Annotated in this window: 21 protein-coding genes; 15 read left to right on the top strand and 6 right to left on the bottom strand. The window is 66.0% G+C overall.

The genetic code is table 11. From position 1 onward, the window contains the following. Positions 1-46 precede the first annotated feature (46 nt). The 5 genes from F3J43_RS03320 (at position 47) to F3J43_RS03300 (ending at position 4742) form a co-directional block, all read left to right on the top strand. On the top strand, positions 47-412 hold the full coding sequence (locus F3J43_RS03320; RefSeq protein ID WP_166883396.1) for a 5-carboxymethyl-2-hydroxymuconate Delta-isomerase: 366 nt from the start codon (positions 47-49) through the stop codon (positions 410-412). A gap of 176 nt (positions 413-588) precedes the next feature. Further along, entirely contained in the window at positions 589-2226 is a 1638-nt protein-coding gene (locus F3J43_RS03315) for a phosphoethanolamine transferase (protein ID WP_166883395.1), read from the top strand. A gap of 85 nt (positions 2227-2311) precedes the next feature. Next, positions 2312-3445, top strand: a complete 1134-nt coding sequence (gene rnd / locus F3J43_RS03310) for a ribonuclease D (RefSeq protein WP_166883394.1) — start codon at positions 2312-2314, stop codon at positions 3443-3445. After that, positions 3442-3735: a YcgL domain-containing protein gene (locus F3J43_RS03305; protein WP_166883393.1), complete on the top strand. Its 294-nt coding sequence runs from the start codon at positions 3442-3444 to the stop codon at positions 3733-3735. The genes rnd and F3J43_RS03305 overlap by 4 nt, the downstream gene beginning before the upstream one ends. 74 nt (positions 3736-3809) lie before the next feature. Continuing rightward, positions 3810-4742 carry a D-2-hydroxyacid dehydrogenase gene (locus tag F3J43_RS03300; RefSeq protein WP_166883392.1) on the top strand — a complete coding sequence of 311 codons (933 nt, stop codon included), beginning with the start codon at positions 3810-3812 and terminating at the stop codon, positions 4740-4742. 63 nt (positions 4743-4805) lie between these two features. On the opposite strand, the gene F3J43_RS03295 is transcribed toward F3J43_RS03300, so the two are convergent. Continuing rightward, on the bottom strand, positions 4806-5399 hold the full coding sequence (locus F3J43_RS03295; protein WP_166883391.1) for a nitroreductase family protein: 594 nt from the start codon (positions 5397-5399) through the stop codon (positions 4806-4808). A 144-nt stretch (positions 5400-5543) separates the two neighbouring features. On the opposite strand from F3J43_RS03295, the gene F3J43_RS03290 reads away from it, so the two are divergent. Then, positions 5544-5993, top strand: a complete 450-nt coding sequence (locus F3J43_RS03290; protein ID WP_166883390.1) for a YcgN family cysteine cluster protein — start codon at positions 5544-5546, stop codon at positions 5991-5993. A gap of 49 nt (positions 5994-6042) precedes the next feature. Further along, the gene (locus F3J43_RS03285; RefSeq protein WP_166883389.1) at positions 6043-7251 is read left to right on the top strand and encodes a hypothetical protein; all 1209 of its coding nucleotides are present in this window, start codon (positions 6043-6045) and stop codon (positions 7249-7251) included. Positions 7252-7276: 25 nt separating this feature from the next. Here the strand turns inward: F3J43_RS03285 and F3J43_RS03280 are convergent, their stop codons facing one another. Together F3J43_RS03280 and F3J43_RS03275 are read right to left on the bottom strand one after the other, a co-directional pair. Continuing rightward, entirely contained in the window at positions 7277-7747 is a 471-nt protein-coding gene (locus tag F3J43_RS03280) for an RNA methyltransferase (RefSeq protein WP_166883388.1), read from the bottom strand. 72 nt (positions 7748-7819) lie between these two features. Then, the gene (locus F3J43_RS03275) at positions 7820-8185 is read right to left on the bottom strand and encodes a YajD family HNH nuclease (RefSeq protein WP_166883387.1); all 366 of its coding nucleotides are present in this window, start codon (positions 8183-8185) and stop codon (positions 7820-7822) included. A 132-nt stretch (positions 8186-8317) separates the two neighbouring features. Between F3J43_RS03275 and F3J43_RS03270 the strand changes: the two genes are divergently transcribed. Then, positions 8318-8608, top strand: coding sequence for a hypothetical protein (locus tag F3J43_RS03270; RefSeq protein ID WP_166883386.1), 291 nt, complete (start codon positions 8318-8320; stop codon positions 8606-8608). A gap of 15 nt (positions 8609-8623) precedes the next feature. Here F3J43_RS03270 and F3J43_RS03265 read toward each other — a convergent pair whose 3' ends face one another. Further along, positions 8624-9097, bottom strand: a complete 474-nt coding sequence (locus F3J43_RS03265; protein ID WP_166883385.1) for a cyclic nucleotide-binding domain-containing protein — start codon at positions 9095-9097, stop codon at positions 8624-8626. A gap of 119 nt (positions 9098-9216) precedes the next feature. Continuing rightward, positions 9217-11265 carry a S9 family peptidase gene (locus tag F3J43_RS03260; protein ID WP_166883384.1) on the bottom strand — a complete coding sequence of 683 codons (2049 nt, stop codon included), beginning with the start codon at positions 11263-11265 and terminating at the stop codon, positions 9217-9219. Positions 11266-11356: 91 nt separating this feature from the next. On the opposite strand from F3J43_RS03260, the gene F3J43_RS03255 reads away from it, so the two are divergent. Genes F3J43_RS03255 through F3J43_RS03245 form a run of 3 tightly spaced genes read left to right on the top strand, consistent with a single transcriptional unit; the run spans position 11357 to position 13188 of the window. Then, complete coding sequence (locus tag F3J43_RS03255) at positions 11357-11866, top strand: MFS transporter (protein ID WP_166883383.1); 510 nt, start codon at positions 11357-11359, stop codon at positions 11864-11866. A 16-nt stretch (positions 11867-11882) separates the two neighbouring features. Further along, the gene (locus tag F3J43_RS03250) at positions 11883-12656 is read left to right on the top strand and encodes a class II glutamine amidotransferase (protein ID WP_166883382.1); all 774 of its coding nucleotides are present in this window, start codon (positions 11883-11885) and stop codon (positions 12654-12656) included. A gap of 10 nt (positions 12657-12666) precedes the next feature. Further along, the gene (locus F3J43_RS03245) at positions 12667-13188 is read left to right on the top strand and encodes a DUF2937 family protein (protein ID WP_166883381.1); all 522 of its coding nucleotides are present in this window, start codon (positions 12667-12669) and stop codon (positions 13186-13188) included. A gap of 36 nt (positions 13189-13224) precedes the next feature. Here the strand turns inward: F3J43_RS03245 and F3J43_RS03240 are convergent, their stop codons facing one another. Continuing rightward, the gene (locus F3J43_RS03240) at positions 13225-14136 is read right to left on the bottom strand and encodes a LysR family transcriptional regulator (RefSeq protein ID WP_166883380.1); all 912 of its coding nucleotides are present in this window, start codon (positions 14134-14136) and stop codon (positions 13225-13227) included. Between the two features lie 128 nt (positions 14137-14264). On the opposite strand from F3J43_RS03240, the gene F3J43_RS03235 reads away from it, so the two are divergent. Genes F3J43_RS03235 through F3J43_RS03220 form a run of 4 tightly spaced genes read left to right on the top strand, consistent with a single transcriptional unit; the run spans position 14265 to position 17953 of the window. After that, positions 14265-15551: an MFS transporter gene (locus F3J43_RS03235; protein ID WP_166883379.1), complete on the top strand. Its 1287-nt coding sequence runs from the start codon at positions 14265-14267 to the stop codon at positions 15549-15551. A 10-nt stretch (positions 15552-15561) separates the two neighbouring features. Further along, positions 15562-16341 (top strand): 5-oxoprolinase subunit PxpA, encoded by a 780-nt coding sequence (locus F3J43_RS03230; protein WP_166883378.1) that lies wholly within the window; start codon positions 15562-15564, stop codon positions 16339-16341. Next, positions 16338-17033: a 5-oxoprolinase subunit PxpB gene (gene pxpB / locus F3J43_RS03225; RefSeq protein WP_166883377.1), complete on the top strand. Its 696-nt coding sequence runs from the start codon at positions 16338-16340 to the stop codon at positions 17031-17033. Before F3J43_RS03230 ends, pxpB begins: the two co-directional genes overlap by 4 nt. Continuing rightward, positions 17030-17953, top strand: coding sequence for a 5-oxoprolinase subunit C family protein (locus tag F3J43_RS03220; protein WP_166883376.1), 924 nt, complete (start codon positions 17030-17032; stop codon positions 17951-17953). Before pxpB ends, F3J43_RS03220 begins: the two co-directional genes overlap by 4 nt. Positions 17954-17995: the final 42 nt, after the last annotated feature.

Below are 17995 nucleotides of genomic sequence, written 5' to 3'. Positions count from 1 at the left end.
CTGCAGGTAGGCTTCTGGCATCTCTCCCGTCACCGGAACCCGCACCATGCCTCACCTGAACCTCGAATACAGCGACAGCCTTGGCGACCTGGATGTCGATGTGCTGCTCATGCGCCTGAACCATGCCCTGGTCGCCAGTGGCCAATTCGCCGATGAGCTGGACATCAAGAGCCGCGCGCAGAGGTTCTCCCGCTACCGCATCGGTACCGCTGACGGTGACCGCGCGTTCGCCCACGTGCGCCTGGCGATCCTCAGCGGCCGCTCGCCGGAGGTGAAGAAACAGCTCTCCGGCGCGTTGCTCAAGGTGCTGCAGGGCGCCATTCCCGCGCAGGACGGACTGGATATCCAGTTGTGCGTGGAAGTGCTGGATATCGACCGCGACGCCTACGCAAAACAGCACCTGCCTGGCTGAATACACGCTTAATGAAGCGTATCTTTAATCATTAAATTTGATGAAAGACGCCGGCGCGGCAATTTGTTGGCGTCTTTTTCACAAAAAATTGATGCAGCGCTTCCTAGAGTTCCGCCAGTTTTCCCACGTGCCCGCGCGGGCGCGTTGGTTGTCGATGAACTCCACCTGCGAATGCCATGCTGAAATTCAAATCCCTGCGGACTGAATGGGTCACGCTGCTGGCCAGTCTTTACCTGCTGATTGGCCTCAACACGTTTCTCTGGGAACACCTCGAATCCATCGTGCCGCCAGGCATGGTAGGGCTGTGGCTGGGGCTGGCGTTTGCCGTGCTGATGCTGTTCGCGTTCAACCTGGTGCTCACCCTGCTGGCCTTCCGGTATGTTTTGAAACCGGTACTTGTGCTGCTGTTCATGAGCGGTGCCGGTGTTGCCTACTTCATGAATCAATATGGCGTGCTTATTGATGCCGGCATGTTTCGCAATGTCGCCGAAACCAATGCCGCGGAAGTCCGGGACCTGCTGTCGATCAAGTTTGCGCTCTATATCCTGCTGCTGGGGGTAGTGCCTTCGCTGGTGCTGTGGAAAGTGAAGATCGACTATCGTCCCTGGCAGCGCGACCTGCTGGGCAAGCTGGTGGTCAGCGGCGCCTGCCTGGCGGCGTTGGCCTCGGTGGCGCTGGTCAACTACCAGGGGTTGTCGTCGTTGCTGCGCAATCATCATGAGCTGCGCCTGATGCTGACGCCGAGCAACGTCGTCGGCGCCTCCATCGGTTATGTCCGTGAACAGATCGGCAGTGCCGCGCAGCCGTTCCAGAGCTATGGCGAGGATGCCCATCGGGATGCCGCCTGGCAGCGTCATGAGCGCAAGTCGCTGACCGTGCTGGTGGTGGGCGAGAGTGCCCGGGCGCAGAACTTCGGCCTGCTGGGCTATGAGCGCGACACCACGCCGAAGCTGGCGCAGGAAAATGGCCTGCTGAGCTTTACCGACGTGCATTCCTGCGGCACCGAGACCGCCGTGTCGGTGCCGTGCATGTTCTCCGGCATGGGCCGCAAGGACTATGTCGCCAGCGTGGCGAAGAACCGTGAAGGCTTGCTCGATATCCTCCAGCGCGCCGGCCTGGCCGTGCAGTGGCGCGATAACCAGTCCGGGTGCAAGGGCACCTGCGACCGCGTGCAGTTCATCGACCTCAGCAACCTCAAGGATCCGACCCTGTGCGGCGACGGCGAATGCCACGACGAGATCCTCCTGCAGGGCCTGGGCGAGCTGATCGACAATCTCGACAAGGACACCGTGCTGGTGCTGCACCAGATGGGCAGCCACGGCCCCGAGTACTTCAAGCGTTATCCGCAGGGCGCCGAGCCGTTCACCCCGGTCTGCCGCAGCAATGCCCTGAACCAGTGCAGCGACGAGGAGATCGTCAACGGCTACGACAACACCCTGGCCTATACCGACAAGGTGCTGTCGTCGCTGATCGACACGCTGCGCAGCAAGCAGGACAAGGTCGACACGGCGATGATCTATCTGTCCGACCATGGCGAGTCGCTGGGCGAGTACAACCTGTTCCTGCATGGCACGCCCTATGCCATTGCCCCGGACCAGCAGAAGCACGTGCCGTTGCTGACCTGGTTCTCCGACAGCTACAAGCAGGACTTCGGTCTGGACACCGACTGCCTGGCCAGGCTGCGCGACGCGCCGCTGTCCCAGGACAACCTGTTCCACTCGATGCTCGGCCTGTTGCAGGTCCGCACCGAGGTCTACCAGCAATCGCTGGACATGTTCGCCAGTTGCCGGCCTTGGTTGACCGCCGGACGCTGACCGTACAGCACCATGGATGGCGCGAGGTTTCACCCGTAGGGCCCGCGCCGTATATACTGCGCGCCAATGTTAGTGGGAGAGCCTCGTGGCCATCGAAATTCACTGGATCCGTGACGACCAGACCCTGGCCGAGCACTGCCAAAGCTGGCACGAACTGCCCTTCGTAGCGCTCGATACCGAATTCATGCGGGTCGACACCTTCTATCCGAAAGCCGGCCTGATCCAGGTGGGCGACGGGCAACGCGCCTACCTCATCGACCCCTTGTTGATCCGTGACTGGAAACCGCTGGCCGGGCTGCTGGAAGACAGCGGCGTGGTCAAGGTGCTGCATGCCTGCAGCGAAGACCTCGAAGTGCTGCTGCGCCTGACCGGCAAGTTGCCGCAACCGCTGTTCGACACCCAACTGGCCGCCGGCTACCTGAACATCGGTTTCTCGATGGGCTATTCGCGTCTGGTCCATGAGGTGCTGGGCATCGACCTGCCGAAGGGCGAGACTCGCTCCGATTGGCTGCAGCGCCCGCTGTCGGACACCCAGGTCAGCTACGCCGCCGAAGACGCCGTGCACCTGGCCGAGCTGTTCACCGGCCTGCGCCCGCGGCTGTCGGACGACAAGTACGCCTGGGTGCTGGAGGACGGTGCCGAGCTGGTCGCCGCGCTGCGTCGCGAAGTCGAGCCCGAGACCCTCTACCGCGACGTCAAGCTGGCCTGGAAACTCGGTCGCCAGCAGTTGGCGGTGCTGCGTGAGCTGTGCGTCTGGCGCGAACGTGAAGCCCGCAGCCGCGACGTGCCGCGCAACCGTATCCTGAAAGAACACTCGTTGTGGCCCATGGCCAAGAGCCAGCCCGACTCGCCGTCGGCCCTGGGGAAAATCGACGAGATGCATCCGCGCACCATCCGCCAGGACGGCGAGACCCTGATCCAACTGATCAAGCGCGCCGCCAGCCTGCCCCAGGAACAATGGCCCGAGCCGCTGCCCGAGCCACTGCCGATCGAGGCCGCCGGCATCCTCAAGCGCCTGCGTGCCATCGGCCAGGCCGAAGGCGAACGGCTGGGCATCGCTCCGGAGCTGATGCTGCGCAAGAAAGCCCTCGAGGCCCTGCTCAAGAGCGGCTATCCCGACGGCCCCTATCAACTGCCCGAGACGTTGCGCGGCTGGCGCCGCGAACGCATGGGCCAGGCCCTGCTGGACGACCTGGCGGGCGCCGGAGATTCCCGATGAAACGCATTTGCTCGATCTACAAGAGCCCTCGCAAGAACGAGATGTACCTCTACGTGCTCAAGGCCGAAGGCCTGGAGCGCGTGCCTGAAGCCTTGCTGCCGTTCTTCGGCACGCCGGTGCATGCCTTCGACCTGGTGCTCAGTCCCGAGCGCAAGCTGGCCCGCGAGGACATCGCCAAGGTCCTGGAGAACCTCGACAACCAGGGTTACCACCTGCAGATGCCGCCGCCGGAAGACGACTACATCGAACACCTGCCCGAAGAGCTGCTGCGCCGCAACGACCCCGCCTGATCCGGGCGCGGTCTCCCTCATTGCGTGGCCCGCCTGGCGGGCCGCTTTCGTTGTCTGCCAAGGTTGTGTTTCACATGCGCGTTCTGATCGCTGAACAGGATCATGCCAACTACGCTCGCCTGCTGGGCGAGACGGCACCGGACCTGGAGGTCCTGACCAGTGGCGACTCCGCCGAACTGGCGCGCTTCGCCCCTGATTGTCCGGTCTGGCTGGGGCAGCCGGACCTGCTGGCCAGCCTGTTGCGTCAAGGCCACAAGCCGGACTGGATGCAATCGACCTGGGCCGGCGTCACGCCATTGCTGGCCAAGGGCCTGCCGCGCGACTACCGCCTGACTCGGGCGGTGGGGATCTTCGGCCAGGTGATGGCCGAGTACATGCTCACCTACATGCTGGTGCACGAGCGCGAAGTGCTGTCGCGCCTGGTCAGCCAGGTCGAGCGGCGCTGGGATGACCGTCCGGGGCGCACCCTGGAAGGGCGTCGGGCGCTGATCGTCGGTACCGGTGATATCGGCCAGCGGGTCGCCGAGTTTCTCGCCCCGTTCGGCGTCACGCTGTACGGCATCGCCAGCAGCGCCCGCGAGCAGGCGCCGTTCGTCGAGGTGGCCGGGCTCGATCAACTGCCGCGGATGGTCGGCCAGGCCGACTACGTCCTCAACCTGCTGCCCGACACACCGTCGACCCAGGACCTGTACGACGCCACGCTGTTCAAGTGCTTCCAGCCCAGCGCATTGTTCATCAATGCCGGGCGCGGCGTTGCGGTGGTCGACGCCGACCTGGTAGAGGCGCTCAAGCAAGGGCACCTGGCGGGCGCGGTGATCGATGTCTGCCGCCAGGAACCGCTGCCCCAGCGTCATCCGTTCTGGACCGCCTGGGGGCTGCTGCTGACCGGGCACAGCTCGGCGCCCACTTCGCCAGCGGCGATGGTGCGGTTGTTCGTCGAGAATGCGCGAGCCTACGCAGCGGGCCAGGCATTGCGTGGGGAAGTGGCGTTCGCCCGGGGCTATTGAGCGAGGGCGTTTTCGCGGGGCAAGCCCGCTCCCACGCGGATTGCGTGAGAGCGGGCGCGCGCTTTACAGGCTGAACTCGCCTTCGGCCGCCAGCTCGCTCAGCGGGCGACGCGGGCTGGGCATTTCGCGAGCTTGCAGGGCCTCGGCCAGCGAGGCCTTGTCGCCCAGCTTGCCGATCGCCACCATCGCGTGCAGGGCATAGCCCTCGGGGATCTTCAACTCGTGGCGGGCCAGGTCCTGGTCGAAACCGGCCATGCCGTGGGTGTGCCAGCCGCTGATGCTGGCCTGCAGTGCCAGGTGACCCCAGGCGGAACCGGTGTCGAAGGTGTGCCACAGGGCAGGTTTCTCCTCGTCCGAACCAGGGGCGGCGAAGGTGGTCTTGGAGATCACCAGCACCAGCGCCGAGGCGTGCTGCGCCCAACTGCGGTTGAACTCGTTGAGGATGTTCAGGTAGCGCGCCCAGCTCGGCGTGTCGCGGCGGGCATACAGGAAACGCCAGGGCTGCGAGTTGTAGGCTGACGGTGCCCAGCGCGCGGCTTCAAGGAAGCTCAGCAGGGTTTCCTGACTGATCGGCTCGGCAGTGAAGGCGCGGGGGGACCAGCGGTTGATGAACTGCTCGTTGATGGCGTAGTCGGCGATGCGAGGCGTGGCGCTCATGGGGGCTCCGGCACGGGGTGGGCGAAGAGCGCACGCTACTGCCTCCGGCGAGCACTGACAAGCGGTCTGGCTTTGCCGCCGGACAGCCTCTAGACTGGCGCCGCCGCGCGCCGCGGACTCAAGTTGACTGCAGGAACACGTGTGATGATCGCCGATACCGCGCCCTTCTGGCGGCGCAAGACCCTCGACCAGCTCGATCGCCAGGAATGGGAGTCGCTCTGTGACGGCTGCGGCCTGTGCTGCCTGCAGAAGCTCGAGGATGAAGACGACAACAGCGTCTACTACACCAGCATCGCCTGCAAGCTGCTCGACCTGCAGAGCTGCCAGTGCAGCGACTATCCCAATCGCTTCGCCCACGTCCCCGACTGCATCCAGCTCACCCCGGGCAAGGCCGACCAGTTCAAATGGCTGCCGCCGACCTGCGGTTATCGCCTGGTCAGCGAAGGCAAGGACCTGCCGGCCTGGCACCATCTGGTCAGCGGTGACCGCGAGCAAGTGCACGAGCAGCGTATTTCCCGGTCCGGGCGCATGCTCAGCGAGAACGCTGTGGATGAGGACGACTGGGAAGACCACCTGATTTTCCGCGCCGGTTGAGTCCGAACGAGCCGGCGCTTTCCGCCTCTGGGGAACAAGGAGTTTCTGTATGCGTCGCCCGCTGTTGCTGTTGCTAGGCCTGCTTGCCAGCTCGCCCGTCCTGGCCAAGAAAGTCGACCTCGACTACCGGGTTCGCCTGCTGCCGCAGAGCGGCCAGGCCGAGGTGCGCCTGACCCTGGCCGACGGCAGCGTGGTGCGCAGCCTCGATTTCGACCTGGGCAGCGAGGGGGCCTACAGCGATTTTCTCGCCGATGGCCAGTGGCAGGTACACGAGGGGCGTGGCGTCTGGCGCCCGGCACCGGGCAAGACCAGCCTGAGCTACCGGGTGCTGCTGGAGCAGCCACGCCGCGGTACTGCCCACGAAACCCGGATCACGCCGCAGTGGGCATTGTTTCGGGGGGATCAACTGGTGCCGGCGGCTCGCCTCGACCAGCAGGATGGCACCGAGCTGGTGTCGCGCCTGAGCTTCGATTTGCCCGACGGCTGGAAGAGCGTGGAAACCGCCTGGCCACGTATTGGCCGGCAGAAGTTTCGCATCGACGATGTGTCGCGGCTGTTCGACCGCCCCACCGGCTGGATGCTCGCCGGCAACCTTGGCAGCCGCCGGGCGCGCCTCGGCGAAACCGAGGTCAGCGTGGTGGCGCCGCAGGGGCAGGGCATGCGGCGCATGGACACGCTGACGTTGCTGACCTTCGTCTGGCCGCAGTTGCAGGCGGTATTCCCGCGCAATCCCGCCAAGCTGCTGGTGGTCGGTGCCCGTGACCAGATGTGGCGCGGGACCCTGGGCGGGTACAACTCGCTGTACCTGAACAGTGGCCAGCCGTTGGTGAGCGAGCGGGGGACCAGCCCGGTGCTGCGCGAGCTGGTGCAGCTGTTTGCGCAGATCAACGCCCGTGACGACAGTGACTGGCTCAAGGAGAGCCTTGCCGACTATTACGCCACCGAGCTGTTGCGCCGGGCCGGCGGCATGAGCGATGACCGCTATGCCGCCTTGCAGGCGCGTCTGCACAAGCTCGGCGCCAAGGTCGCCCATCTCAGGGGCGCCAAGGCCGACTCGGCGCAGGTGGCACGTGGCGTGTTGCTACTGCAGTCGCTGGATCGCGAGATTCGCCTGCACAGCCAGGACAAGCGTTCGCTGGACGACGTCGCCCGGGCGCTGATGCGGCTTTCCAGTGTCAGCACCGCGGAGTTCGTGCAGATCAGCGAGAACGTGCTCGGGCGCCAGTCCGAGGTGCTGCAGAGCAAGGTACTGCGTTAGGCGCCGGACCCGCTGTGGGCGTGGGTTACTTGAACTTCGGCCCGGAGCGGGTGTTCAGACCCTTGGCCATGCGGTCGTAGAGCACCACGTTGACCGTGGCCGCGAGATTCATGCAACCGTTGGTGGGGATGTAGATGGTCTCTTCGCACCAGGCGCGCACGCTGTCGTCGAGGCTGCCATCCTCGGGGCCGAAGATGTAGAGGGCGCGGTCGGGGTGGGTGTATTCCGGCAGGGGCCGGGCGCCGTCCACCAGTTCGACCGCCACCGGCGTGCAGCCCAGCGGGATGATGCGTTGCAGGTCGTCGATACCGATCAGCGGGATATCGTAGTGCACGCGCTTGGTGTCGGTGACGAAATCGCGCGCGCGCTCATAGCGCTTGCCGGTGTAGAACACCGAGTTGACGCCATAACAGCCTGCCGCGCGCATCACCGAACCGACGTTCTCGGCGGATTTGGGGTTGAACAGGCCGATGCAGCTGTACCGTTTGTTCGCCACGAGTCGGGGCCCTTCGCAAAAAAAGAGCGCGATTATACGGGCTTGCCGACCCGCTGGGGGGGCAATCGACGATCAGTCCTTCTTCATCAGCGCGGCCAGGCCGGCGAACGGGTTGTGGGTGGCCACGGCGGTCTTCGGCGAGCTCAGCGAACCTTCGCCGAAGTATTGCTGGTCGGTGTAGCGCGAGTGTTCGTTGTCGTGGCAGTACAGGCACAGCAACTCCCAGTTCGAACCGTCCTGGGGATTGTTGTCGTGGTTGTGGTCGCGGTGATGCACGGTCAGTTCCGACAGGCGTTTGCCGGAGAACTCGCGGGTGCAGCGGCCGCATACGTGGGGATACATCTTCAGCGCCTTGTCGCGGTAGCCCATTTCCTTGTCGCGCTTGGCGTCGGCGAGGATGCGGTCGAGGCGGGCAGTGGCGGCGGAGGTGGAGCTCATGGTGTTACCTTTTTTCTGATCAGGCGGATGACGGTTATGCCGTCGAGTCTAGCGCGCCTGTAGCGTTGGCGGACAGGCAAAAAACTCAGGATGGGCATAGCCTGTAGGAAGGTTCCCGACAGGAGGTTGCCGATGCTCCATGCGATCTTCGCCGCGCTGCTGACGCTGACGCCCCTGGCCGACGCCGCCGGCCCGCAGCAGCCACGACCGTTGACGCCGGTGCCCGGTGCGCCCGGCACACCGACGCCCACACCGTATCCGCAGATCACCCCGAGCACGCCGCCGCGGGCCGGCGACAGCCAGACAGGCGGACCGTTGCTGCCACCGATGCCGGTACCAGGGCCGCCCAAGGACCAACCGCTGCCGGGGCTGCAGGCAGATCCCCCGGCAGCGCCGCCGGCCCGCGACCAGGGACAGGACTAGCGCTGAAATGCCACGCTAGACTTGCTGCGCCAGGCGCTGGCCATCCTGCATGCGCAGACGCCTGGATAGCGCCACGGCGAGGGCGCGGATGATCCGTGCGGCGATGCGCGGGGCGTCATTGAGCATCTTGTCCAGCGAATCCTTGCCCAGGGTGAGCAACTGGCAGTCACTGGCGGCCACGCAGGTGGCCGAGCGTCGCTCGCCGTCGAGCACGGCCATTTCGCCGAAGGCGCGGCCCTTGCGCAGGGTGGCGATTTCCACCAGGGCGCCGTTGCCGTCGGTCTTGCGCACCGAGACCACGCCGTGGTGGAGGATGCACATGAAGGTGCCGGCGTCGCCTTCGCTGAAGATGGTCTGGCCGGCGTCGATGGCGGTAAGGCTGAAATAACCGGCGGCGCTTTGGAAATCACCAGGTTGCAGGGTGTCGAACAGGCCGCAGTCCATGAGCATGTCGCGGATTTCGGCGTTCAGGTGCTGGGTGTCGGGCATGGATTGTTCTTCTTCGAGTGTCTGAAAAGCGCCGCAAATGTGGCGTCGCTGTGGGAGCAGGCTTGCACAATGCCGATTCCCACAGTCCCGCTGGACGCTATGACAACGAAAAACGCGTTTTACACCACGCCCAGTTCATTGAAGACGAACGCATACTCCAGCGCCACGTCGCGCAAGCCTTGGTAACGGCCGCTCATGCCGCCGTGGCCGGCGCCCATCTCGGTCTTGAGCAGCAGCAGGTTGTGGTCGGTCTTGCGCGTGCGCAGGCGTGCCACCCATTTGGCCGCTTCCCAGTACTGCACGCGACTGTCGTTGTAGCCGGCGATCACCAGCATGGCCGGATAGTCCTGGGCGGCGACGTTCTCATAGGGGGCGTAGGCCTTGATCCGCGCATGGACCTCCGGCTCCTCGGGGTTGCCCCATTCGTCGTATTCGGTGACGGTCAGCGGCAACTCCGGGTCGAGCATGGTGTTGAGCACGTCGACGAATGGCACTTCGGCGATGGCGCAGCGGAACAGGTCCGGACGCAGGTTGAGCACCGCGCCCATCAGCAGGCCTCCGGCACTGCCACCACTGATAGCCAGTTGCTCGCGGCGGGTGACGCCAGTGCTGATCAGGTGTTCGGCACAGGCGATGAAGTCGTCGAAACTGTTGTGCTTGTGCTCCTGCTTGCCGGCGCGGTACCAGGCCTCGCCCAGTTCGCCGCCGCCGCGCACGTGGGCGATGGCGAAGGCCACGCCGCGCTCCAGCAGGCTCAGGCGGGCATGCGAGAACCACGGGTCGAGGCTTTCGCCATAGGCACCATAGCCGTAGAGGTAGAGCGGCACGGTCTGGTCTTGATCGGATCGGCGGCGGACCAGGCTGATCGGTACCTGGGTGCCGTCCTTGGCCTGTGCCCACAGGCGTTCGCTGACATAGTCGTCGGCGTCGAACGTGCCCAGTACCGGGGTCTGCTTGAGCACCTGCTGGGCACCGCTGGCCAGTTCCAGCTGGCGGACCTGGGCCGGGCGGTTGAGGGCCTCGTAGCGCAGGCGGATACGAGGGCTGGCGAACTCCAGGCTGTCCTGCACGTAGAGGCTGTAGGCCGCATCCGGCAGTTCCACGCGGTAGGCCGGCAGGCCCCGGGGATGGACTTCGATGACCGGCAGGCCGCCTTCGCGCAGGCTCAACGACAGGGCCGTGGCATTCAGGCTGACGCCTTCGAGCATCACCGTGTCGCGGTGCGCCACCAGCACTTGCCATTGGTCACGGGTCGGCACCTGCTCTGCGGCGGCCTGGTACAGGGCGAAGTTGATGCCGTCCTGGTTGCTGCGGATGAACCAGCGCCACTGGCCATCGAGCTGGCCATGGTCGGGGAAGTACTCGTGCCCCTCGACCCGTGGCGCCAGGCAGGTGAAGTCGGCCTGCGGGGTGCTGGCGTCGAGGACCCAGGCTTCGCTGGTGGTCTTGCTGTTGAGCAGCAGCACCAACTGGCGCTCGGAGCTGGCGCGGTAGCAGTGCAGGAAGAAACGCCCGTCGGGCTCTTCGAACACCGTGCTGGCGCCGCTTTCGCCCAGGCGGTGACGGCGCAGGCGCCAGGGCCGGTGGGTGTCGTCCAGTTCGGCGAAGAACAGGGTCTGGCTGTCGTTGGCCCAGGTCATGCTGCCATCGCAGTCGTCGAACGGCAGGGTGGTCAACGTGCCGCTGGCCAGGTCCTTGATGTACAGGGTGTAGATCTCGTCGCCGCTGGTGTCGAGGCTGTAGGCCAGCAGGCGGTGGTCGGGGCTGACGTTGAACGTGCCGAGGGCAAGGAAGCCGCCGTTGGCCAGGGCGTTGGGATCGAGCAGCAGTTCCTCGCGGCGCTCGTCGACCGTGTTGTCGTCGTTGGCCGGGCGCGGGCAGCGGTAGTGGCGCGGGTACTCGTCACCGGCGGTGGTGCGGGTGTAGTACAGGTAGGGGCCCCAGGGCGAAGGCAGCGACAGGTCGGTCTCGAGGATACGGCCCTTGATCTCTTCGAACAGTTGCTCGCGCAGCGGCGCCTGGCCGGCCAGGCAGGCTTCCTGGTAGGCGTTCTCGGCGTTCAGGTAGTCCAGCACCTCGGGCGCGTCGCGCTCCTGCAGCCAGGCGTAGGGGTCGTTGCCTTCGGCCTGGCGGGCGATCGGCGGAAGCGGGGAAGGGGTGGCAGGCATGGCGATCTCTATGCGGTGGTGGCGCGGGGGCAGCCTGCGCCGGGAAAAATGTTTATCATAGGCGCCTCTTTGCCTGGCATGCACGAACACCATGACCGAACACGACTATATGTTGGCCTGGGGCCTTTACGCCGTCGCCGCCCTGGGCTGTCTGCTGGTGGCCTTCAAGCTCACTGGCTGGATGTGGCGCTGGCTGCGCGAGCCGCTGTGCCTGATCGTTGCCGTGCTGCTGCTCTCGCCGACCATCGTCGACCCGGTCAAGGAAAGCTTCGCCCCGGCCATCGCCATCACCGCCCTGGACATGGCGTTCAAGGTCGGCAACAACGCCTGGCGCGCAGTGTCCGACCTGGCCATGTACGGCATGATCGCCTTTGTCCTGTACCTGGTCTTCGTGCTGATCCGCTGGCCCCTGGAGCGCCGTGCCCGCGAGCGCCGCGCCCAGCGCGAGGCCGCGGCCCAGCGCCAGGCCAAGGAAGAGGACGAAGTGCGGGTCGAGACCTCGCTGGCCGCCGAGCGCAAGGACCGTTACCGCGATGATCCGCCCGTCGCCCCGGCGCGCCGCCCCGGCCCTGGGACGGGACGCGTCGAGCCACGTCTGTAAGCCAGGAGCCGCTAGCATGTGCGAACTGCTGGGCATGAGCGCCAACGTCCCCACCGACATCGTCTTCAGCTTCACCGGCCTGATGCAGCGCGGCGGGCGCACCGGCCCGCATCGCGATGGCTGGGGCATCGGCTTCTACGAAGGGCGTGGCCTGCGCCTGTTCCAGGACCCGGCGGCGAGCAGCGAGTCGGAAGTGGCCAACCTGGTGCAGCGCTATCCGATCAAGAGCGAAGTGGTCATCGGCCATATCCGCCAGGCCAACGTCGGCAAGGTCTGCCTGTCCAACACCCACCCGTTCGTGCGCGAGCTGTGGGGGCGCAACTGGTGCTTCGCGCATAACGGTCAACTGGGCGATTTCAGCGGCCTGCGCACTTTCTACCGGCCCGTGGGCGACACCGACAGCGAGGCGGCTTTCTGCGACCTGCTCAACCGGGTCCGCGAGGCGTTCCCAGAACCTGTCGAAGCCGAGCAACTGCTGCCGGTGCTGGTCGAGGCGTGCGCCGAATACCGTGGCAAGGGCGTGTTCAACTGCCTGCTCAGCAACGGCGACTGGCTGTTCTGCTTCTGCTCGACCAAGCTGGTGCACATCACCCGGCGTGCGCCGTTTGGCGCGGCACGCCTGAAGGATGTCGACCTGATCGTCGATTTCCACACGCAAACCACACCCAACGACGTGGTCACGGTGATCGCCACCGAGGCCCTGACCGAGAACGAGACCTGGAATCGCTACGCGCCGGGTCAATGGGCCCTGTGGCGTCACGGCGAGTGCGTCGCCCACGGGCAGAGCTGAGGACGCCCGCATGTTCAGAAGCTACCTGCGCCTGCTGTTGTTCACCTTCGGCCTGCTGGCCGGTATCCAGGTACCGGGGCTGGTCAAGGACTACAGCCAGCGGGTCGAGGCGCACCTGCTCGAGTCGCGGCAGGCCCTCGATGGCTTCCGCCAGACTGCGCAGCGTTTCTTCAGCGGCGACCTGCAGGCGCTGGTGCGGCATTACCGCAGCAGCGACGACCCGGTGTTCAACAGCGATGCCAACAGCATCGACAGCCTGTTGCTCCGCAACCAGGCGCTGGAGCAGGAGTGGCAGGCGTTGCAAGGTTCGTGGCTGAGCCGCGCCTGGCATGTGCTGGTGCAACCGGAACCGGCCTTGCGCGAAGAGACGCTCAAGGGCTACAGCTACCAGATCCTGCTGGTGCCCGAGGCGGTTGGCTGGGGCATCGGCGCCGGGTTCGTGCTGGCGCTGGTGGTCGAGAGCCTGCTGCTGCTGATGGGTTGGGTAATCCTTGGCGGGCGGCGCAAGGCTGTCAAAGAGAGCTGGCGCTAGCGCTTGCCGCGGGGCGGTACAGACGCCGGATGGCGTTCAGACCAGCACGATCCGCTGCCCACCCACATCCCGCGCATAGCGCCCCAGCACCTGCCGGCAAACTTCCACCACCTCGTCCACCAGTGCCACCCCGGTCTGCCAGGCCACCACCAGCTCCAGGCTTGGCGGTGGTTGCAGGCCCTGCAGCAGCACCAGTTCACCCCGGCCCAGTTCGCCGTCCACCAGCGCCGGCGGCAACGCGCCGATGCCGAACCCATCGCGCAGCAGGCGGGTGATCGCCGCCACCGAGTTCACGCAGTTCAACCGTGGCGTCTCGGCCCCGGCACCTTGCAGCAAGCTGAGCACTTCCTGATGTGGCCGGGAATTTTTCGAGAAGGTGATGATCCGTTCGCGTCCCAGTTCTGCCAGGGACGCGTAGTCACGGTGTTGCGGCGAGCCGGCGGCGGCGATCCAGCCCATGGGATAGCGCGCCAGGTCCTGGCTGCGGATCGACGGCTCGCGCAGCAGGTCGGTCTGCAGGATCACGTCGAGAAAACCCTTGTGCAACTGCTCGCGCAGGTTCAGCGCGGTGTCGGCCACCAGCTCGATCTCCACCTGCGGATAGCGCTCGCCGAGCTCGGCCACCAGCGCGCTCATCCAGGTGTGGATGACGGTGTCCATCACCCCCAGGCGGATGCGCCCGGTCTTGCTGCGGTCGCTGTCCAGCGACTGCTTCATGGCCTTGGCGGTGTCCAGCATGCGCTCGGCATATTCGAGCACCTTGCTGCCTTCCGGGGTCAGGCTGACCCCGCGCGAGTCGCGCAGCAGCAGCTTCACCCCCAGGTCGGCCTCCAGCGCGGCGATGCGGCTGGACACCGAGGCCTGGGTGGTGAACAGCTTCTCGGCGGTGAGGCGAAAGCTCTTGAGCCGGGCGACCCAGACGAAGGTTTCGAGGAAACGGAGGTTCATGATCAGTTTTTCTTGTTCCAGACCGACGGTTTTTCTCGTTGGACGCGCGGGCGGTGGCCTTCGAACATGACGCCCAGGCCGCGACCTCGACGTCGCCCGTAGAACAATACCAACAAGCCGAGGCAATCATGAACCCGACCGGCGTGCAGCAGCAGGCCCCCGCCCAATCCTCGGGCGGCCCCTTCGCCTGGTACCGCGACATCGACTCCCAGCAACGACGCACCTTCTGGAGCTGCAAGATCGGCTACGGCCTGGATGGCATGGACACCCAGATGCTCAGTTTCGTGATCCCCACCCTGATCATGCTGTGGGGCATCACCACCGCCGAGGCCGGGCTGATTCATACCAGTACCCTGATCGCCTCGGCCTTGGGGGGCTGGATCGCCGGCATTCTTTCCGACCGCATCGGCCGGGTGCGCACCTTGCAACTGACGGTGCTGTGGTTCGCCTTCTTCACCTTCCTCTGCGGCTTCGCCCAGAACTACGAGCAGTTGCTGATCGCCCGCACGCTGATGGGCTTTGGCTTCGGTGGCGAGTGGACCGCCGGCGCGGTGCTGATCGGCGAGGTGATTCGCGCCCAGGACCGTGGCAAGGCAGTGGGCATGGTGCAGTCGGGCTGGGCCATCGGCTGGGGCCTGACCGCGGTCCTCTACGCGCTGCTGTTCTCCTGGCTGCCGGCCGAGCAGGCCTGGCGCGCGCTGTTCCTGCTGGGGTTGCTGCCGGCGCTGTTCGTGATCTTCGTCCGGCGCCTGGTCAAGGACCCGGAGATCTATCGCCAGGCCAAGGCCGTGGAAAATGCCGAGGCCCCCTCGCATTTCTACGAGATCTTCGCCCCCGGCATGCTCTGGACCACCATCCGAGCCTCGCTGCTGACCACTGGCGCCCTGGGAGGCTACTACGCGATCACCTCGTGGCTGCCGACTTTCCTCAAGAACGAGCGCGGCCTGAGCGTGCTGGGTACCGGCGGCTACCTGGCCATGGTCATCGTCGGTTCCTACATCGGCTATGTGGTCAGCGCCTACCTGTGCGACCTGCTGGGGCGCAAGAAGAACTTCATCCTGTTCGCCGTGGGTTCGTTCGTCATCGTGCTGCTCTACACCCAGTTGCCGGTCAGCGATCACGTGATGCTGTGGCTGGGTTTCCCGCTGGGCTTCTTCGCCTCGGGCATCTTCAGCGGCATGGGAGCGTTCCTCACCGAGCTGTTCCCCACCCGTGTACGCGGTTCGGGGCAGGGCTTCTGCTACAACATCGGCAAGGTCATCGCGGCGATGTTCCCGTTGCTGATCGGCCTGCTTGGCGAAAAGATACCGCTGGGACTGGGCATCGGCGCATTCGCTGCCGTGTCCTATGGCGTGGTGATCCTGGCGGCGCTGAGCCTGCCGGAAACCTGTGGCAAGCAGTTGCAGGCGCGATAAGGTAGACGACATGAACATCGACACGGGAGTCCGCCAGGTGAAACGCCTGCTACTCAACTGCGACATGGGCGAAAGTTTCGGCAACTGGCGCATGGGCCGGGATGCCGAGGTGATGCCCCACATCGACTGCGCCAACATCGCCTGCGGCTATCACGCCGGCGACCCGGGCACCATGCGCCGTACCGTGGCGCTGGCGCTGGAGCACGGGGTGACCATCGGCGCGCACCCGGCCTACCCGGACCTGGTCGGTTTTGGCCGCCGCACCATGGCTTGCAGCAGCGATGAGATCCGTGACCTGCTGCACTACCAGATCGGCGCGCTGGATGGCATCTGCAAGGTGCTCGGCGCGCGGCTGGCCTACGTCAAGCCCCATGGCGCGCTGTACAACGACATGATGGCCAACCCGGCCATCCTGCGTGGCGTGCTCGAGGCAGTGGCGGCATACGACAGCAGTCTGCCGCTGATGCTCATGGCCACCGCCGACGACCGCGCGGCCCAGGCCCTGGGCGACGAGATCGGCGTGCAACTGTGGTTCGAAGCCTTCGCCGACCGGGCCTACACCGCCAGCGGCCACTTGCTGTCACGACGCCTGCCAGGCGCGGTGCATCATGATCCGACGGTGGTGGTCGAGCAGGCTGTGCGCCTGGCCAAGGGCGAAGCCTTGGTCGCCGATGACGGCAGCGCCGTACGCCTGAACGCCACGACACTCTGCGTGCACGGTGACAACGACAGTTCGGTGGCCGCGGTGCGGCAGATCCGCCAGGCCCTCGATACCCTGGAGCGAGCATGACGCCACGCATCGAGGTGGTGGCCATCGACAGCTTCATGGTGCGTCTGTTCGAGCACATCGACGAAGCCAACATGCCGTGGATCCTGGCCGCCGACCAGCGTCTGCGAGCCGTGTTCGGCGAGCGCTTGGTCGACCTGGTGCCGTCCTACACCACGCTGCTGGTGCAGTTCGACCTGGCGCCTGGTGAAGCACGCCAGCGCATCCTCAAGGCCCTCGACGGCCTGCGCCCGGATGCCGGCGGCGCTGGACGTCATCACGAAATCCCGGTGTGGTACCACGCCAGTGTCGGCCCCGAGTTGCCCGTGCTGGCTGCCCGCAGTGGGTTGAGCGAGGCCGAGGTGATCGCCTTGCACAGCGGCCGTGACTACCCGGTATTCGCCCTTGGCTTCGCGCCCGGCTTCGGTTTCATGGGGCTGGTCGACGAGCGCCTGGCCACGCCGCGCCTGAGCACCCCGCGCAAGCGCGTGGCGGCGGGCAGCGTGGGGATTGCCGAGCGCCAGACTGCCGCTTACCCGGCCGTGTCGCCGGGGGGCTGGAACCTGATCGGGCGTACGCCGGTACACCTGTTCGACCGTGAGCGTGACGGCTACAGCCTGCTGCATCCGGGGGACCGGGTGCGCTTCGTGGCGGTCGAGCGCGCCGAGTTCATCAACCTGGGCGGTGACGACAGCCCGCTGGAGGGCCAGGCATGAGCCGCTTGAGGATCGAAGCCAGCACCGCGCTGTGCCAGTTGCAGGACGCTGGGCGCTTTGGCGTGCGCCACCTGGGTGTGACCCAGGGTGGTGCGCTGGACTGGGTGGCGATGCGCTGGGCCAACTGGCTGCTGGGCAATGCCCTGGACAGCGCCGTGGTCGAGGTCGCGCTGGGCGGTTTCAGCGTGGTGGCCGAAGAGGATTGCATGCTGGCGCTGACCGGGGCGGATCTGGAGGCGCAGGTCGATGGGCAACCGCTGGCAGCCTGGAGCAGCGTTCACCTGGGCCGTGGCCAGCGCCTGACGCTGCGCCAGCCACGGCAGGGCGTACGCGCTTATCTGGCGGCGCCTGGCGGGTTCATGGGTGCGGCGGTGCTGGGCAGTTGCGCCACGGTGGCAAGGGAAGGGCTGGGAGGGGTGGACGGCCAAGGCCGGGCGTTGGCGAAAGGGGAGGTACTGCATGCTGGTGGAACCATCGCGAGGCAAGCCCGCTCCCACGTGCCGGAAGCGTTGCGGCCGGTGCATGCCGAGAAACCGGTGTTGGACCTGGTGATGGGCGCGCAGATTGGCGACTTCAGTGGGACGAGCCTGTTCGAGGCGTTCAACCGCGACTGGACGCTGGACAGTCGTGCCGACCGCATGGGCATTCGTCTGCTCGGGCCACAACTGGTCTATCAGGGCGCGCCGATGATCTCCGAGGGGATTTCGCTGGGCGCGGTGCAAGTACCACCCGATGGGCAGCCGATCGTGCTGCTCAATGATCGCCAGACCATTGGCGGTTATCCACGGTTGGGGGCGTTGACGCCGCTGGCACTGGCGCAGCTGGCGCAGTGCATGCCGGGAACGCTGGTACGGTTCAGGGCGGTGTTGCAGGAGGAGGCCTGGCGGGAGCAGCAGGATTACCTGGCCCGCTGGGCGTAAGCGTTCCGGTCTGTTCGCGGGGCAAGCCCGCTCCCGCGCAGG

The organism is Pantoea sp. Cy-639, assembly GCF_011752525.1.
Lineage (GTDB): Bacteria > Pseudomonadota > Gammaproteobacteria > Pseudomonadales > Pseudomonadaceae > Aquipseudomonas.
The sequence above is the reverse complement of the archived record's forward strand: the minus strand, read 5'-3'. Positions and strand labels throughout refer to the sequence as shown.

Excerpts from the sequence above, each read along its gene's own strand:
- F3J43_RS03320 (WP_166883396.1), top strand. The coding sequence starts at position 47 with ATGCCTCACCTGAACCTCGAATACAGCGACAGCCTTGGCGACCTGGAT.
- F3J43_RS03315 (WP_166883395.1), top strand. The coding sequence starts at position 589 with ATGCTGAAATTCAAATCCCTGCGGACTGAATGGGTCACGCTGCTGGCC.
- F3J43_RS03305 (WP_166883393.1), top strand. The coding sequence starts at position 3,442 with ATGAAACGCATTTGCTCGATCTACAAGAGCCCTCGCAAGAACGAGATG.
- F3J43_RS03300 (WP_166883392.1), top strand. The coding sequence starts at position 3,810 with ATGCGCGTTCTGATCGCTGAACAGGATCATGCCAACTACGCTCGCCTG.
- F3J43_RS03295 (WP_166883391.1), bottom strand. The coding sequence starts at position 5,399 with ATGAGCGCCACGCCTCGCATCGCCGACTACGCCATCAACGAGCAGTTC.
- F3J43_RS03290 (WP_166883390.1), top strand. The coding sequence starts at position 5,544 with ATGATCGCCGATACCGCGCCCTTCTGGCGGCGCAAGACCCTCGACCAG.
- F3J43_RS03285 (WP_166883389.1), top strand. The coding sequence starts at position 6,043 with ATGCGTCGCCCGCTGTTGCTGTTGCTAGGCCTGCTTGCCAGCTCGCCC.
- F3J43_RS03275 (WP_166883387.1), bottom strand. The coding sequence starts at position 8,185 with ATGAGCTCCACCTCCGCCGCCACTGCCCGCCTCGACCGCATCCTCGCC.
- F3J43_RS03270 (WP_166883386.1), top strand. The coding sequence starts at position 8,318 with ATGCTCCATGCGATCTTCGCCGCGCTGCTGACGCTGACGCCCCTGGCC.
- F3J43_RS03265 (WP_166883385.1), bottom strand. The coding sequence starts at position 9,097 with ATGCCCGACACCCAGCACCTGAACGCCGAAATCCGCGACATGCTCATG.
- F3J43_RS03260 (WP_166883384.1), bottom strand. The coding sequence starts at position 11,265 with ATGCCTGCCACCCCTTCCCCGCTTCCGCCGATCGCCCGCCAGGCCGAA.
- F3J43_RS03255 (WP_166883383.1), top strand. The coding sequence starts at position 11,357 with ATGACCGAACACGACTATATGTTGGCCTGGGGCCTTTACGCCGTCGCC.
- F3J43_RS03250 (WP_166883382.1), top strand. The coding sequence starts at position 11,883 with ATGTGCGAACTGCTGGGCATGAGCGCCAACGTCCCCACCGACATCGTC.
- F3J43_RS03245 (WP_166883381.1), top strand. The coding sequence starts at position 12,667 with ATGTTCAGAAGCTACCTGCGCCTGCTGTTGTTCACCTTCGGCCTGCTG.
- F3J43_RS03240 (WP_166883380.1), bottom strand. The coding sequence starts at position 14,136 with ATGAACCTCCGTTTCCTCGAAACCTTCGTCTGGGTCGCCCGGCTCAAG.
- F3J43_RS03235 (WP_166883379.1), top strand. The coding sequence starts at position 14,265 with ATGAACCCGACCGGCGTGCAGCAGCAGGCCCCCGCCCAATCCTCGGGC.
- F3J43_RS03230 (WP_166883378.1), top strand. The coding sequence starts at position 15,562 with ATGAACATCGACACGGGAGTCCGCCAGGTGAAACGCCTGCTACTCAAC.
- pxpB (WP_166883377.1), top strand. The coding sequence starts at position 16,338 with ATGACGCCACGCATCGAGGTGGTGGCCATCGACAGCTTCATGGTGCGT.
- F3J43_RS03220 (WP_166883376.1), top strand. The coding sequence starts at position 17,030 with ATGAGCCGCTTGAGGATCGAAGCCAGCACCGCGCTGTGCCAGTTGCAG.